Consider the following 15,263-nt stretch of genomic DNA (forward strand, 5'->3'; position numbering starts at 1 on the left):
GTTCTACGAATCGGAGCCTGGCATATCCCAGGCGCCGACACCGTTTCCCGCCATTCCCTGGAAGAGATCATCCGCTTGCGCCGGTGAAAGGTTCGTGTCGGTGGCGACCCACCAGGTGAGGACCGCAAGAAACGCGCCGGCGATGAACTGGACGGCGAATTCGACGGGTACTCTACCTCCACCGAACCGCTTTTCGACAAGTTCTGCTCGAACGGCGCGGCGGATACGCTCGCGCAATTCGTCATGGATCGTGTCGCCGCTGCTCGCAAGCAGCGCGTGGTGAAGCGACCGGAACGCAAGTGCGTGTTCGAACATGGGAAGGCTAAATGCAAACAGGCGAGTACCAATCTCGTGACTTGCCGACATGCGCCCACGGCTTAGCGACCCCAGATGCGCCTCGATGGTCGCGCTGCGTAGAGCATCCTTGTCTGCGTAGTGGGTATAGAAGGTCGACCTGCCGACATTTGCTCTCTGGCAAATGTCGTCGACCGTGATGGCCGCATATGCGTGCTCCGGGATCAGGGCAATAAGCGCATCCTGCAGCAGCGCGCGCGTCCGCGCGACGCGGCGATCGATGGTGTTTGAGTCGCTCGTCCGGTCGATTTTTATGGTCATCGCCACTTTCGGCGCCTGCTTCTGGACATTCAAAGGTCTGGTGTCCGGAATCTCATGCTGGACATTGTGTCCAGTATGATACGCCAAGTCCAGAAGCTCAAATCGTATATTGGACAGGCCGCGACGGAAGGTCGCCGACATGCACTTATCTGGTCACCGCGCCGGCAACGGACGGCATTCGCGCAAGGGCGTGATCGCGATGGCCCTGCTTGCCAAACTGTCGCTCGTCGCCGGCTTCCTCTCTCTGGCCAATTTTGGCATGGGCTACATCGGCGCCGGCGCCTGGGTGGCGGCATTCCACGGCCTTATCCTAGCAGCAATCGCGATCGTATTGCTCTGGGACTTCCTTTCTCGCATAGGCCTCGGCGGAAAAGGCACGCACGGCGCGAGCGACAGGGGGATCGGCATCGTCCTGCATCGGGCGGCGGGCTATGACTGGCTTGCGCGCGTTCTGACCTTCGGCCGCGAGGGGCGGTTTCGCGAGCACATGCTTCGCTTGGCGAAGCTCCGGCCCGGCGAAGCGGTGCTTGATGTCGCCTGCGGAACGGGAACCCTTGCGATTGCCGCGAAGCGGCTAGTGGGTTCTGATGGAAGCGTCACGGGCGTCGATGCATCGGCTGAAATGATCGAGAGGGCGCGCGCCAAGGCCAAAAGGTCTGGCCTCGATCTGACTTTCGTCAACGGGACGGCGCAGAAGCTTCCCTTCAAGGACGCGCAGTTCGACATTGTGATCGGCACGCTGATGCTGCATCATCTGTCGAAGCCCGTTCGATCGGCCTTCGTCCGCGAGGCAGCACGCGTCTTGAAGCCCACTGGCCGGCTGTTGCTTGTCGATTTCGGCAGGCCGGTACGCAAGTCCAGATTGCCGAGACTTCATCGACATGGTCACGTGGACATGAATGGGATCGCCTCGTTGTTGACCGAGAGCGGATTCAAGGTCGGCGACATCGGCGCCGTCGGCACCAAGAACCTGAACTATGTTCGCGCGACGACGGACAAGGTCCGATCAGCGTGACCGAGGCATGCGACAGCCGCCAGACTTAAGCGTCGCCCCGAAAAGTCACGCGACATGGAGCCCGGGACTCGAAGGCATTGCAGTCTGGCGGGTCGTGCGAACTGAGCGCTGGCCTTGCCGACTCGTGGCAGGGTCGTCGACGTGGGTCGTGACGGCAAGCCCCTGATCCGCATGTCGTTGCTGATCTCGGCCGAAGCCCGCCGCGGCGGCCAACGTCTCGGCGCTTCAATCGGTCAGCGTTGTAGATATTTGACGAGCGCCGCGATCGCGAGCACGAGGGCGACCAACACCAGGATCCAGATGAGGCCCATCCCACCCATCAACCACATGCCCCCTGACCCATCCATCATGGAAATGATCCTCTGGCGCGAAGGCTGAGTTCGCCGCCCACGATTGGCGAGTGCAAGCTAAGTTAAGTCGCCGGCAACCTCCGTCAAGACAACGGTGATTCCGGTTACAGAACGGGGAAAGATGCATACTCCGGCAATTCTACATTCCCCCGCCGCAGCCGTCGGACAGGTCCCATACGTTCACAATTTGCCTGCCGTCAAAGCCGTGTTCGTGGATCAGGTATTTCGCCAGTCCGCCATACACTCTCCAGCGCCAGCATGGGCAGCAGCAGGGGCCCTTCTCCTCGGAATTGGCCATCGCGTAATCGTAGGCCTTCTGCTCGTCCCCGGTGAGCTTCAGATCGTAGTAAGGCAGCATCTGCTGCGCGGTCGCCGCCGGTATGTCGTACGGGTCGCTGGGGATCATCGGGATGGCGCGATATTGGGTAAGCCCATTTACCTGCTCGCGATAGCGTTTCAGTTCCATCGGGCTGCAGCACGAGCCCTTGATGCGCGCCATCGCGGGCATGGTCGCGATCGACTCGGTAAACTTGGCCGAGCAGGTGCTGTTGCCGTTCTCGCTGAGATCTTTGAAACGTTTGGTCAATTCGGGATCGTCGGCAGCGATTGCCAAATCCGGTCCGAGAAAGCCTGCAGCCGTGGCGGCGCCGAAGACGCCGAGAATGACCGTGCGTCGATTTGGGGTCCTTGTCATTTGCCGCTCCTCGCCTGCTCGATGAGCTTCTTCAGCGTCGCAAGATCGGTGGCGCCGGGAAAAATCTGGTCGCCGGCGATAAATCCCGGCGTTCCCGTTATTCTCAGCGCCTGGGCCAGTTCCATGTTGCGGTCGATCAGCGCCTGGATGTCCGGCTGCCGCATATCGCCCTTCATGCGCTCGACGTCCAGCCCGGCCTCGGCGGCGATCTTGAGGACGGCCGCCTCGGTCACCCTTGTCTTGGACCCATAGAGCGCCTTGTGAAACGCTGTGTATTTGCCCTGCTTGTCGGCGGCGAGCGCCGCCTTGGCCGCGAATACCGAATCTGGGCCGAGGATGGGGAATTCCTTGTAGACGATCCGGAGTTGCGGATCGTCGGCCGCAGCCTGTTCCATGACCGGCGCCATCTGCCTGCAATAGGGGCAATTATAGTCGAAGAACTCGACCAGGGTAACGTTGCCCTCGGCGTTGCCGCCGACTGGACTTTGCTTGTCACGGAAGATGTCGTCCGCGCGCGCCTTGAGCACCTGCCTGGCCTGGGCTGCATCTGCTTCACGCTGGCGCTGGTCCAGGCTTTTCAGCGCCTGCACGAGAACCTCCGGATGCGCCAGGATATAGTCGTGTATCCGCTGGTCGAACTGATCCTGGGACATTTCGCCTGCAGCATTCGCCTGTATGGCTTGAAAGCCCGGATTGAGCAGGAACCATCCTGTCAGGCCGGCAAAGAGCAGGGCGCGGGCGATGCCGCTGCAATACCTGCCTGCATCTCTTGGCTTGGTGAACATGCGCATCTCCCTTTCTTGTCGTCGAGAATGTCGGTGCCTCTCCGTCAAAAGAGGCCCTTCAATTTTGCCAGCCAGCCTTCGTCCCGTTCGTGGTGCGTGCGCTCGACATTGTTGGTGAGCGCGTTGACGAAGGTGACGAGATTGACAGGCGCGAAGTTCAGGCCGTGGAAGTTCCCCCGCCAGCGGCCCTCCTTGTCGATCACATGCGTGACGATCCCGTGCATCTGGTAGCCATCATTGGTCAGGCTGAATTTGTGACCGAAGGCTTCCGCCAGATTGCGCGTCATATCCTCCGGCTGGCCCGGGGCAGTGGTCAGGAACAGCCAGTTGACAGGATCGAGCCCATGCGCCGGTCCATAGGCATTGAGCACATCGGGCTTGTCCTTTGTGGGATCGGTGGTGATCGTCACGAAGGTGACCTGATCCTTCATCGGCGTGCTATTCACCATCTTCTGGATCTCGGCGATCTTCTCGGCATGCAGCGGGCAGACGTCCGGGCACGATGTGTAGATGAAATGGAGGACGACGACCTTGCCGATGAGGTCGGCCGGCCGCACGATGCGACCGTCGGCGGTGCGCAGCGTGAAATCGGGCGTTGGCCTGTCGATCTGCTGGAAATATTTCTCGTCGTTCTGCAGCATGGCGTCGACTTCGTCCATTGAATGCGCCGGCGCTCCATGCGTGAAGCCGGCGATCAGCGCGGTGAAGACGATCAGGCCGCACAACAGACGCATCCATTCGTTCCAGGCGGATGAAACGTCCCGAACCGTCGGCTCGTCCCGGTTTCTGGCAAGCATCAGCCTTTTCCTTTCGGGCTAGCGGCAATACGGCTGCGGATGAAATCGACCATGTCGGGAGAATCCCATTCAGCCGGCCCGATCAGCCGGCCGATCTCCTTGCCGTCGCGGTTGATAAGCACGGTCATCGGCAGGCCCACCGCGCCGAGCGTGAACATGACTTTGGCCGAGGTATCGATGTTCAGCGCAAGGCGTGTAACGCCGGTCTCGGCGAAGAATTTCTTCACGGCGTCGGGACCCTTCCGGTCCATCGACAGCGCGACGACCTCGAAATCCGGTCCGCCGAGCTTGGCCTGCAGCCGGTCAAGCGTCGGCATTTCCTTGCGGCAGGGCGCGCACCATGTCGCCCAGATGTTGAGCAGAACCACCTTACCGGAGAAATCGGCGAGCGTTTTCGGCTTGCCGGTGCCGTCCTCGAAGCTGATTTCCGGCACGGCGGCGGGCGTATCGAGCAGTGTGAAGTTCTCAGATGCCCCCGCTGCCACGGAGGGCGGCGGAAACGCCAGCAGCGAGCAGACAAGGAAGATAGCCCATTTGCACTTGATCACGGTGCGCTCACTCGGTCGCATAGACGGTCGGCGCCTTGCCGTCCTTGGTGAAGGCGTAGATCGTCCAGGTCTCGGACTTCTCGCCGCCCATGCCGGGCGCGCCTGCCGGCATGCCGGCCAGCGTGATGCCGCTAATGGCTGGCCGCTCGGTCAACAGCTTCTTGACGATTTCGACTGGCACAAGGCCGTCGACGACATAGCCGTCGACGATCAGTGTATGGCAGCCCTCAAGGTCCGCCGGCACGCCGGCATCGCTGCTGATTTGAGAGAGATTGTTGACCGGCTTGATATCGACCTTGAAGCCATTGTGCTCAAGGTAGTTGGCGTAGGATTCACAGCAGCTGCATTGCGGGTTCTTGTACATGACGGCGTTGATAGTCGCGGCGAAGGCGGGCAGCGGCGTTGCGATCAGCAGGGACAGTGCGGCAAGGCGGTAGGTCAGTTTCATTGCAGTTCTCCTTGGTTGGATAAAACTTTCAGGTCACGTGGAACACTGTCATCAGGCCGGCCATCTGGTGATCGGCGACATGGCAATGCAGCATCCAGTCACCGGGATTGTCGGCAACGAAGGCGCATTCGATCGTGTCCTTGGGGGCGAGCAGCACCGTGTCCTGCCATTGCCGGTGCGGTACCGGCAAGCCGTTGCGCGAAAGCACCGACAGGCTGAAGCCGTGAACGTGCATGGGGTGCCACCAGGCGGTTTCGTTGCGCACAGTGAGGTGGCAAGTCACGCCGCGTTTGAGCGTAAACTGCGGCGCCATGCCGGCATCGCCATCGCCGGTCATCGACATGCCGTTGATTGCCCAGGCGGCGGCGCCGTTCATGCCGGGCATCGCCATGCCCATCATGCCGCCGACGCCGGCCAGCTTGCCGCCGCCCATCATGCCGCCTTGCAGGACGATCTCATGCCGTTCAGCCTTGGCCAGGTCGGGGGCCGGCAGCGGATTGGCGGGCAGGCGACGCGGAGCATCGAGAAGATGGTGGCGCAGCGGCGGTGCCTTGTCATAGGCAAGCGTTGTCAGCGTGTAGACGAGGCCGTCATAGAAGTCATCGACCACGGCGTGCCTGCTGCCGGGACCACCCTGCATGTCGAGCATAATGTCGATGCGCATGGCCGGTGCCAGCACCAGGCGGCCGTCTTCCGGTTCATGCGGGTCGCAGGGCTGGCCGTCGACCGCGACGATCACCGGACGGTGACCCTCGAAGCGCAGCGCCACCATGCGGGCAAGGCAGGCATTGGCGAGTCGCAGTCTGACGCGCTCACCTGCCGTCACGCTCAGGTCGGCCGGCGCCGCGCCGTTGATGGTGACGGCATTGCCGACGCGGCCCGACATCGACGCATCCATCATGCTGCCGAAGCCGCCGGCGATCTGGCCGTCACTGGTGAGCCGCCAGTCCTGCAGCAGCCAGAGGAGATCGCGGTCGGCGGCGACGGGCTCACGTTCCTCAACGATCAGCGGGCCGGCGAGTCCACGGCCGATCTGTACCAGGCTGTCGGCATGCGAATGGTACCAGAAGGTGCCGGCATCTGGCGGCGTGAACTCATAGACGAAGTTCTCGCCCGGTCCGATCGGCCTCTGGGTCAGGCCCGGCACGCCGTCCATGGCGTTCGGCAAACGGATGCCATGCCAATGGACGGTCGTGTCTTCGTCTAGTCCGTTCTCGACAGTGATGCGGACCGGCTGGCCCTGCCGCAGGCGCAATGTTGGGCCGGGGGTGGTGCCGCTATAGGTCCAAACTGCGGTAGACGGACCGTCGGCGCCATTGAGCAGCGCCTGGCCCGGGCCGACCTTGATCCGGCGCTCGTCCTCGGTCGAGGCGCGTGCAGGACGCAGCGAGCAGGACACGGCAGCGCCCGCCGCCGCCGCAAAAAACCCGCGGCGCGATATCGAATGACTGAAATCGTATCTCACCCTGCTAGCCCTTTGCGATCTCGATCGATGGCGAGCCACTCGGCATCGAACTGGAATGCTGTATGCGCCCGCGCGCGCAACGATGCGCAACACAGGCGATCACGCGCCGGGAATCAGCCGCCTCACGGCTGAAACGGCGTCAAGCGCTGAGTCGGGGAGGGTATGGGTCGGGTAGGGAACTTCGTCCCTGCAGCAACGGGGCAGCTTGCGTCGATGGCTGCTGCACGTGGAGAACTGCCGTCACCGCGAGGTCTTGCGGCAGCACCGCCAGCACCGGTGCGATGCAGGTCGGCGGACAATGCATCGGGTTGCCACTGTCGCCGATGTCTTTGAGGCACGCCTTGCAGTCGCCGTTCATGGAAGCACCGGCCAAAGTGCCTGTGGTGGCACCGGTGGGCATCGCCATAGCGTTCGCCATCTTGGCCGACATGACGCTGGCCTGAGCGGCAGACAGGCTGAACCCGGCGGTCAGGAAGACCGCTATTAGCATGACGAGGAGATGTTTTGGCGACAGCCGGGCCATCATCCGCCTAGGCTGGCCGCAAAATGCAGCTTTTGCAAGTCCCCGATGCTGCGACATCAAGACTTGCGCGATAAGCAGCGGTGATCGCGGAACTGGTGGCGTCATGTTGTTCGACCGAAAACTTTTGGCTGCGGGACCACTCAGGCCGCTGCCTCAATTGGAAGGCCTGCGGCCTTCCAATCGGGATACCCGTCCTCGAGCCGGTGAGCGACATACCCTCGCGCCCGCAGTGCCGCGACAGCCTCGAACGAGAGAACGCAATAAGGGCCGCGGCAATAGGCAATGACCTCCCGTTTCGCGGGAAGTTCCGCCAGCCGGTTTTCAAGTTCAGCGAACGGGATGTTGAGCGCTCCCGGTAGATGTCCGAGCGCGAATTCGTCCTCCGACCGGACATCGAGAACCGTGACAAGGCCATCACGCAACCTTGAGACAAGCTCTTCACGCGACACAGCCTCCAAGGCGTCGCGAGCCTGGAAATAGTCGGTCATGACGCGGTTGACCTCGGCGACGTTCCGCTCGCCCACGCGCCCCAGAGCCTTCATTAATTCAACCACCAGAACATCTCCTGAGAGGCGATAGAGCATATGCTTGCCATGCCGCTCGGCCTCGACAAGTCGCGCGCGTCGAAGGATTTGAAGGTGGCGCGAGGCGTTGGCAAAGTTGAGGCCGGCCCGAGCCGCCAGTCCTTCGACGCTGCGTTCACCCTGTGCGAGGTGCTCCAGCAATTCCAGCCGGTGCGCATGCCCGAGCGCCTGAGCCACCTCGGCAAGGCTGGCGAAAATCGCCTGTTTTGGTCCAATGCTTGACACGACTGTTCCTCGGTGAAACATTCAGCAGAATAATTGAATATTACCGCAGGCGAGGTAGGGAGCGCAAGCCATGATCCTCCGTCAATTCCTCCATTCCGATCCCGTCGCCGCATCCTACCTGTTCGGATGTGGTGGAAAATCGGCCGCTGCGGTGGTCGATCCGGTCGGTGACATTGCGCCTTACCTTAGGGTCGCCGAGGCGACGGGCATGCGCATCCTCTATGTGGTCGACACGCACATCCATGCCGACCACATTTCCGTCGGGCGGTCGCTCGCTGCAGCGTCCGGCGCGGAATACCTGCTCTTCGAAGGCGCGGAGGCCGGGTTCCCGTTTCTGCACGCCAAGGACGGTGACGTGCTCGAACTCGGCAATGTGATGATGGCCGTCATGCACACGCCCGGGCATACGCCGGAGCACATTTCGCTCTTGGTCACCGATCGGACACGCGCGAGCGAGCCGTGGTTCGTGCTGACAGGCCACACGCTGATGGTTGGCGATCTCGGGCGAACCGAACTGGCAACCGACGCCGAGGCCGGCGCGCGGACGCTGTTTTCCAGCGTGCGCCGTCTCAAGCAACTGCCGGATCACGTCGAGGTGCTGCCCGGCGCATATTCCGGCTCGGTCTGCGGGCGCTCGCTCAGCGGCAAGCCGACATCGACGATTGGCTTCGAGAAGCGCTTCAACAAAGCATTCCGCATTGAGGACGAGGGCACCTTCGTCGCCACGATGGTCGCCGACATACCACTCCCGCCGCCGGATGCGGCGCGCAACCGAGCCACCAATGCCGGGTTGGTCGCCGCGGCCTGACCGATGGGCGTTTCGCGGTCAGCAGGCTCGACTGTCAGACTTGGGCTTAGGGAAAACTGGCGGCAGTTTGCTCTCCTGATGCTGGTGAATGCTTTTGTCGGCGGCATGGTCGGGATCGAGCGAACGGTCGTGCCGCTCATCGGATCGGAAGAGTTCGGCATCACGTCAACGACACTTGTCGTCTCCTTCATCGTGAGCTTCGGCGTGGTCAAGGCGCTTGCCAATCTCGTCTCCGGCCAACTCGCCGATAGCTGGGGGCGCAAGCGCGTTCTCGTCCTCGGCTGGCTTGTCGGCTTGCCGGTTCCGTTCATGATCATCTGGGCTCCGAGCTGGGGATGGGTGATTGCGGCCAATGCACTGCTCGGCATCAATCAAGGACTGGCCTGGTCGATGACTGTGGTCATGAAGGTCGATCTCGTCGGTCCGAAATCACGTGGCCTTGCAGTCGGCCTCAATGAGTTTGCCGGCTATCTCGCCGTCGGCGTAACGGCATTCCTCACGGGCTATCTCGCTTCGCGATACGGCCTGCGCCCGGTGCCCATCTATCTCGGGATCGGCTACGCCATCGTCGGCACCGTATTGTCGGTGCTGCTAATCCGTGACACGCGCGACCACCTCCGGTTGGAAACATCCGCTCACGAAATGCAATCCGTGCCGATCAGTTTCCGGGAGGTGTTTGCGCTGACCTCGTTCCGGAATCGCAATCTGTTCGCGGCTTCGCAAGCCGGCCTCGTCAACAACCTCAACGACGGCATGAGCTGGGGTATTTTCCCATTGTTCTTCGTGTCCTTTGGACTTGGCATCGAGCGCATCGGCATCCTGAAGGCGGTCTATCCCGCAACATGGGGAATCCTGCAGGTCGTCACCGGCCCCTTGAGCGATCGCTGGGGCCGCAAGGGCCTGATCGTCGCAGGGATGTGGACCCAGGCCGGCGGTCTGTTTCTTACCGCCGCCACGGGCCGGTTCGAATGGTGGCTCATCGGCAGTCTTCTGCTCGGCCTTGGAACGGCAATGGTCTATCCAAGTCTGATCGCTGCCGTTTCCGACGCCTCGCATCCTAGCTGGCGCGCCCGCTCGCTCAGCGTCTATCGGTTCTGGCGCGATCTCGGCTACGCGATCGGCGCGCTCTCCGCAGGTCTCATCGCCGATCGCTTCGGGCTCACGTGGGCGATAACATCGATTGCCGCATTGACGTTTGTCTCTGGCGCAATTGTTGCCATCGCGATGCAGGAGGCCGCCAAAGGTTCGCGCCGACCTTCCCGCAGATAGTCGATCGGGGGGTCGGCCTGATATCCGATGGCACTCACGGACTCGCTCACGCTCATCCTACGGTACATTGGTGTTGCGCAACTGGCCATCATTGCCGGCCTGGCCGTTCGTGATCTGCGCTTCAGTCTCGTCGGCTACCTCGTTGCGGTGTTCTGCTTTGGGGTTGCCTCCAGCACCAGATTGCGAGCCTGCCGGCTCGGCAATCCTTAGCGTGTAGTATTCGATCGGAACGCCCCTCGTACCGACGCGCATCAGCTTGTTCCTCGCTAAAGGAACGCGTTCAGGCAGTATGCTCGCATGGGTTGGATAAATCCATATGATGTCGACGCGAGCCACTGCGCCTGTGGGCTCACGTGGGTTGACGGATGGGCAGGTGCCAAGTCGGACCAGCGCCTACTGTATATGCAGAAGCTTAGACAGCCACCTGGGTTCCGATCTCGACCACACGTCCGGTCGGAATCTTGCAATATTCAGTCGCATCAGCCGCCGTGCGCGCCAGCCCGGTGAACAGCTTGTCCTGCCAGACCGGCATGCCGGAATTGGGCGATGTCTTGAGCGAGCGCCGCGACAGGAAGAAGGATCTCGTGATGTCGAACTTCCAGCCTTCTTGCGGCAGATCGCCAGCGCGCGGGGGATGTTGGGCTGCCCCATATAGCCGAAGGTCAGCGTCCCGAAAAAACCTTGGTCAAGCAACGGGGTAGAGCCCTCCAATTTCTGGAGCAGGGAACTTGCTTCTTCACGGGAAACACCGGAGGAATGATGATCAACTGAGAATTGATTCGGAGCTTGTGCATGCGCGGGGTGCAAGCGGCTTTGGCTGCGCTGATTCTGACCGGTTCCTTCACTTCCGCCCTCGCCGACAACAGTTCTCCTTCCATCTATTTTGCAACCGAAGATCCTTTCGCTGCCGGTCAACCGACGAAGAACGACGTCTATGTTTTTGGGGGTGTCTTTGTGACCGGGTCCTTCGGGGATACTATCAACGTCTTCGGGGCCGACTATACGAACAATTACATGATCGGAGCTGCTTACGGCCGTGATTTCGCCGATGTTGGCGCCGGTTTTGTCCTTGGCGGTGTGACTGGGGCTGCCATAAGGTTTGGCGAGGACGACGATACATCCGGAGAGCTTTGGGCCGGGATGCGACTTCGCCACCAGGGCCTTGTCATCGGCGATCTGGCGATTGCGCCAGCGCTGACGGCCGGTGTCAGTGCCGTTACAGGCGTCACCGAGATCGAGCACGCCCGCGAAATCCATTACGATGGCGATGCATCCTTCCTGGGTTTTATCGGCGCGGAGCTTTCTTTCAGACTAAGGCAAGCTCCCAACGTCGAGCTTGTCTATCAACTCCATCACAGATCCGGCGCCGGTGGCACGTTTGGAAACATGGGAGAGGGTTCCAACGCGAATACTGTTGGAGTGCGTTATCGCTTCTAGCTGACGCCTGAATGCTTCGGGTCGGGGCTGACATTCTATGAAGGTGCGCCGGTTGCCGCCGCCCGTAGGCGACGAGCGGGGCCGAGTCGGCGCGCTGGATGGCGTCAGAGCGCGGGGCGCAATCCACCATTCTTCACGGAATCCTTGATGGGCCGTACCAAGCGACACTATCGTTCGAAAGGTTCTCCCAGCGAAGCCACGCCGTTGAGCTTGAGCAGACGCCGGTTCGAAGAGATGATGCCGAGCACGATCACGGTCACGAGATAAGGCAAGCTCGATAGAAGTTGCGAGGAAACGTCCAGCCCTGTCGCCTGGGCCGCGAGGCTTGCGAGGGACACGGCGCCGAAGAGGCACGCACCGAGGAAGATACGGCTGGCAAGCCAAGTGCCGAAGACGACGAGCGCAATCGCAATCCAGCCGCGCCCGGCGATCATGCCATCGGCCCAGAGCGGAGTGTAGACCACGGATGCGTAGGCACCGGCGAAACCTGCCAACGCGCCGCCGAAGGCGACCGCGGCGAAGCGCACGGCGATCACCGGATAGCCGAGCGCACGGGCCGCCTTGGGGTTCTCGCCGACGGCGCGGACGACGAGGCCTGTTTTGGTGTAGGCGAACATCGCCCAGATGGCGACGGTCGCGGCAAGCGAAAGCCACACGACAACGTCTTGGGCGAACAAGCCGCCGATCACCGGCATATCCGAAAGCCCGGGCAATGAAAGCTTCGGAAGCCCCTTAACCGTGAGGCTCTCATAGCTCTTGCCGAACAGTGCCGAGAGGCCTTGGCCGAGGATGCCTATGGCAAGGCCTACCGCAACCTGGTTTGCGCGAAATCCCAGCGCGATGACGGCAAAGACCAGGGAAAGAGCCGCGCTGGCGAGGCCCGCGGCGAGGAAACCGAGGAGATGCCCGCCGCCTTGATAGACGATAATGAAGGCGATGACGGCGCCGAGGGCCATCAGTCCCTCCACCCCGAGGTTGAGGACGCCGGCCCGCTCGGCCACCAGTTCGCCGAGCGCCGCCAGGAGAAACGGCGTAGCCGCCGCCAACATCCCGGCGATGATGAACTCGACGGCGTTCATGACGTGCTTCCGTGGGCGGCATGGCGCCATTCGAGCCGGTAGCGGACGAAGGCGATGGCGACGAGATAGGCGAGCAGCAGGCTGCCCTGGAAAACCCTGACCGCAGCGACCGGCAGATTTGCCGAGACCATGGCGTTATCGCCGCCGATATAGAGGGCCGCCATGAGCAACGCGGAAAAGGTGATACCGACCGGGTGAAGGCCACCGAGATAGGCCACGATGATGGCGGCATAACCGTAGCCGGTCGAGATGGAGCGCTGCAGCTGGCCGAGCGGCCCGGCCACCTCGGCCGCTCCGGCGAGGCCTGCCGCGAAACCGCCGATGAGCAGGGAAAGCCAGATCGCCCGTCCTTCGTTGAAGCCGGCGTATCCGGCCGCGCGCGGCGCGAGGCCGCCGACCTGCAGCTTGAAGCCGGTGAAACTCCTCTGCATGAAGATCCAGGCCGCAAGGGAGAGCGCGCAGGCGATAAGCAGCGAGACGTTGACGCGCGTGCCGGGGATCAGGATCGGCACCATCGCGTCGGACTGGAACATCACCGATTGCGGGAAGTTGAAGCCGTTTGGGTCCTTCCAGGGGCCGAGAAGCAGGTAGTTGAGCAGTTGCGCGGCAACGAGCGCCAGCATGAGCGATACGAGAATCTCGTTTGCATTGAGCTTCACGCGCCAGAAGGCGGTGAGCGACGCCCACAGAGCGCCGCCCAGCGCACCGATGACAAGCATGGAGGGCCAGATCCATTGGCCCGTTGCCTCTGGGAACCAGATGGGAATGGCCGATGCGAAGATCGCGCCGAGGATGAACTGGCCCTCGGCGCCGATGTTGAAGACCTTTGCGCGAAAGCCGATCGCAAGCCCCTGCGCGATCAGCAGTAGCGGCGCGGTCTTAAGCAGGACTTCCGAGAAAGAGGCCCAGGACAGGAAGGGCTCCAGAAGCATCGCGTGGAAAACGGCTACCGGATCGCGGCCCATAAGGAGGTAGATCCCGAGATTGAGAAGCGTCGCCAAGGCGAGCGCGACGGGCGGGGCGATCAGTTTGACGGGAAGCGAGGCATGCTCCCGGCGAACGAGAACAGGCAGGAGCGGCGCGGACAGAGCGCTCATGCAGGGACCTTTTTGGCCGTCGAATGCGCGCCGATCATGTAGCGGCCGATCTCCTCGGGTCTCGTGTCGCGCGTCACCAGCGGCGGGCTCAGCCGGCCTTGATGGATCACCTGGATCGAATCGCAGAGTTCGAACAGTTCCTCCAGTTCCTCCGAGATGACGAGGATACCCATGCCTTCGTTGCGCAGGGCAACGAGGCGCCGGCGGATGGCGGACGCGGCGCCGATGTCGACGCCCCAGGTGGGTTGCGCCACGAACAGCAATTGCGGGGACAGCATGATCTCTCGACCGACGATGAACTTTTGCAGATTGCCGCCCGAAAGCGAGCCGGCCTCCGCTTCCGAACCGGGCGTGCGCACGTCGTATTGCCGGATGCAGTCCTCGGTGAAAGCCTTCACCTGGTTCGTGTCGACGAGGCCGCGTTTCAACAGGCCGAACGGATGGGCGGTCAGAAGGCTGTTGAGGACGAGCGACATTTCCGGCACCGCGCCGCGGCCGAGCCGTTCCTCGGGAACGAAGGCGAAGCCCAGTCGGCGGCGGGCGGCCGCGTCGAGCGCGCCGACATCCTTTCCCATCATGTAGATACGGTCGGACTGTTCGCGCGGCAGCACCGTTTCGCCTGAAATCAACGCTGCCAGTTCACTTTGCCCGTTGCCCGATATGCCCGCGATCCCGAGGATCTCGCCGGCCCGGACCGTCAGGCTGACGTCGGAAAGCGGCACGGCGAAGGGATCGTCCGGCCGCCGATGGTCGAGGCCGACGATTTCGAGGCGCTTTTCACCGCCGGAATGCGCAAGCGCCGGCATGGGCTGCGGCATGTCGCGGCCGATCATCATCCGGGCGAGGTCGTGCGCGTCGTGGTCGCGCGGGTCCACGCGGCCGGTGATGCGCCCACCGCGCAGGATGGTCGCGCGGTCGCAGACCGCGCGGATCTCCTCCAGCTTGTGCGAGATGAACAGGATGGACACGCCGCGGTCGCGCAGCCGCCGCAATGTCTCGAATAGCTTGTCCACCGATTGCGGGGGCAGGACGGAGGTCGGCTCATCGAGGATCAGGAGTTGGGGTTCGGTCATCAGGCAGCGGATGATTTCCACCCGCTGCCGCTCTCCGACAGAGAGCGCGTGCACATGGGCGAGCGGATCGACTTCGAGTCCGAACTCGCGGCCGAGCATGCGGATGCGATCCGCAAGATCCGATTTGCCCCTGGGCACGACCAGCCGGATGTTCTCCACCACCGTCAGCGTCTCGAACAAGGAGAAATGCTGGAAGACCATGCCGATCCCCTTGCGCCTCGCATCCGCCGGGGAAGCAAGGGCCAGGGGTTCCCCTTTCCAGGTCGCCATTCCGGCGTCCGGCTGCTCGACGCCATAGATCAGCTTCATCAGCGTCGACTTGCCCGCTCCGTTTTCCCCGAGGATCGCATGGATCGAGCACGGAGCCACATCCAGATCGATGTCTCTATTGGCATGGATTTGGCCGTAGCTCTTGGAGATGCCGCGCAGCGACAGGAGCGGGGTGGTCACG

At 62.4% G+C, this 15,263-nt stretch carries 17 protein-coding genes and 1 pseudogene; 4 read left to right on the top strand and 14 right to left on the bottom strand.

Annotated features, from left to right (window positions below):
- Positions 1 to 3 precede the first annotated feature (3 nt).
- A complete protein-coding gene (locus tag NKH98_RS29285; protein ID WP_352903724.1) occupies positions 4 to 756 on the bottom strand; it encodes a TetR/AcrR family transcriptional regulator in 753 nt (250 codons plus the stop codon).
- Between NKH98_RS29285 and NKH98_RS29290 the strand changes: the two genes are divergently transcribed.
- Positions 755 to 1,630 (top strand): class I SAM-dependent methyltransferase, encoded by an 876-nt coding sequence (locus NKH98_RS29290; RefSeq protein ID WP_352903726.1) that lies wholly within the window; start codon positions 755 to 757, stop codon positions 1,628 to 1,630. The genes NKH98_RS29285 and NKH98_RS29290 overlap by 2 nt on opposite strands.
- Before the next feature lie 489 nt (positions 1,631 to 2,119).
- Here NKH98_RS29290 and NKH98_RS29295 read toward each other — a convergent pair whose 3' ends face one another.
- The 8 genes from NKH98_RS29295 to NKH98_RS29330 all read right to left on the bottom strand — a co-directional run bounded on the left by NKH98_RS29295 (position 2,120) and on the right by NKH98_RS29330 (position 8,049).
- The gene (locus NKH98_RS29295) at positions 2,120 to 2,674 is read right to left on the bottom strand and encodes a hypothetical protein (RefSeq protein ID WP_352903728.1); all 555 of its coding nucleotides are present in this window, start codon (positions 2,672 to 2,674) and stop codon (positions 2,120 to 2,122) included.
- Positions 2,671 to 3,459, bottom strand: coding sequence for a DsbA family protein (locus NKH98_RS29300; protein WP_352903731.1), 789 nt, complete (start codon positions 3,457 to 3,459; stop codon positions 2,671 to 2,673). Before NKH98_RS29300 ends, NKH98_RS29295 begins: the two co-directional genes overlap by 4 nt.
- A gap of 44 nt (positions 3,460 to 3,503) precedes the next feature.
- Positions 3,504 to 4,193, bottom strand: coding sequence for an SCO family protein (locus NKH98_RS29305; protein ID WP_352903773.1), 690 nt, complete (start codon positions 4,191 to 4,193; stop codon positions 3,504 to 3,506).
- A gap of 62 nt (positions 4,194 to 4,255) precedes the next feature.
- Positions 4,256 to 4,804: a TlpA disulfide reductase family protein gene (locus NKH98_RS29310; RefSeq protein WP_352903734.1), complete on the bottom strand. Its 549-nt coding sequence runs from the start codon at positions 4,802 to 4,804 to the stop codon at positions 4,256 to 4,258.
- Between the two features lie 7 nt (positions 4,805 to 4,811).
- The gene (locus NKH98_RS29315; RefSeq protein ID WP_352691287.1) at positions 4,812 to 5,252 is read right to left on the bottom strand and encodes a DUF411 domain-containing protein; all 441 of its coding nucleotides are present in this window, start codon (positions 5,250 to 5,252) and stop codon (positions 4,812 to 4,814) included.
- Positions 5,253 to 5,280: 28 nt separating this feature from the next.
- The gene (locus NKH98_RS29320) at positions 5,281 to 6,717 is read right to left on the bottom strand and encodes a multicopper oxidase family protein (RefSeq protein ID WP_352903736.1); all 1,437 of its coding nucleotides are present in this window, start codon (positions 6,715 to 6,717) and stop codon (positions 5,281 to 5,283) included.
- 139 nt (positions 6,718 to 6,856) lie between these two features.
- Positions 6,857 to 7,243 (bottom strand): hypothetical protein, encoded by a 387-nt coding sequence (locus tag NKH98_RS29325; protein WP_352648263.1) that lies wholly within the window; start codon positions 7,241 to 7,243, stop codon positions 6,857 to 6,859.
- A 137-nt stretch (positions 7,244 to 7,380) separates the two neighbouring features.
- On the bottom strand, positions 7,381 to 8,049 hold the full coding sequence (locus NKH98_RS29330; protein WP_254819353.1) for an ArsR/SmtB family transcription factor: 669 nt from the start codon (positions 8,047 to 8,049) through the stop codon (positions 7,381 to 7,383).
- Positions 8,050 to 8,119: 70 nt separating this feature from the next.
- Here NKH98_RS29330 and NKH98_RS29335 point away from each other — a divergent pair, with 70 nt between their 5' ends.
- Together NKH98_RS29335 and NKH98_RS29340 are read left to right on the top strand one after the other, a co-directional pair.
- The gene (locus tag NKH98_RS29335; protein WP_352903739.1) at positions 8,120 to 8,857 is read left to right on the top strand and encodes an MBL fold metallo-hydrolase; all 738 of its coding nucleotides are present in this window, start codon (positions 8,120 to 8,122) and stop codon (positions 8,855 to 8,857) included.
- A gap of 78 nt (positions 8,858 to 8,935) precedes the next feature.
- On the top strand, positions 8,936 to 10,126 hold the full coding sequence (locus NKH98_RS29340) for an MFS transporter (RefSeq protein ID WP_352903741.1): 1,191 nt from the start codon (positions 8,936 to 8,938) through the stop codon (positions 10,124 to 10,126).
- 57 nt (positions 10,127 to 10,183) lie between these two features.
- On the opposite strand, the gene NKH98_RS29345 is transcribed toward NKH98_RS29340, so the two are convergent.
- Both NKH98_RS29345 and NKH98_RS29350 read right to left on the bottom strand, forming a co-directional pair.
- On the bottom strand, positions 10,184 to 10,378 hold the full coding sequence (locus NKH98_RS29345; RefSeq protein ID WP_352903743.1) for a hypothetical protein: 195 nt from the start codon (positions 10,376 to 10,378) through the stop codon (positions 10,184 to 10,186).
- 160 nt (positions 10,379 to 10,538) lie between these two features.
- Positions 10,539 to 10,795 (bottom strand): annotated as a pseudogene (locus NKH98_RS29350) (KUP/HAK/KT family potassium transporter); the annotation flags it as partial.
- A 123-nt stretch (positions 10,796 to 10,918) separates the two neighbouring features.
- Between NKH98_RS29350 and NKH98_RS29355 the strand changes: the two are divergent.
- Positions 10,919 to 11,563 (top strand): hypothetical protein, encoded by a 645-nt coding sequence (locus NKH98_RS29355; RefSeq protein WP_352903745.1) that lies wholly within the window; start codon positions 10,919 to 10,921, stop codon positions 11,561 to 11,563.
- 167 nt (positions 11,564 to 11,730) lie between these two features.
- Here the strand turns inward: NKH98_RS29355 and NKH98_RS29360 are convergent, their stop codons facing one another.
- Genes NKH98_RS29360 through NKH98_RS29370 form a run of 3 tightly spaced genes read right to left on the bottom strand, consistent with a single transcriptional unit; the run spans position 11,731 to position 15,262 of the window.
- Positions 11,731 to 12,642 carry an ABC transporter permease gene (locus tag NKH98_RS29360; protein WP_352903747.1) on the bottom strand — a complete coding sequence of 304 codons (912 nt, stop codon included), beginning with the start codon at positions 12,640 to 12,642 and terminating at the stop codon, positions 11,731 to 11,733.
- Entirely contained in the window at positions 12,639 to 13,739 is a 1,101-nt protein-coding gene (locus NKH98_RS29365) for an ABC transporter permease (protein ID WP_352903749.1), read from the bottom strand. The genes NKH98_RS29360 and NKH98_RS29365 overlap by 4 nt, the downstream gene beginning before the upstream one ends.
- Entirely contained in the window at positions 13,736 to 15,262 is a 1,527-nt protein-coding gene (locus tag NKH98_RS29370) for an ABC transporter ATP-binding protein (RefSeq protein ID WP_352903774.1), read from the bottom strand. The genes NKH98_RS29365 and NKH98_RS29370 overlap by 4 nt, the downstream gene beginning before the upstream one ends.
- Position 15,263: the final 1 nt, after the last annotated feature.

The sequence above is a fragment of the Mesorhizobium sp. M0833 genome, assembly GCF_040319905.1.
In the GTDB taxonomy this organism is placed as follows: domain Bacteria; phylum Pseudomonadota; class Alphaproteobacteria; order Rhizobiales; family Rhizobiaceae; genus Mesorhizobium.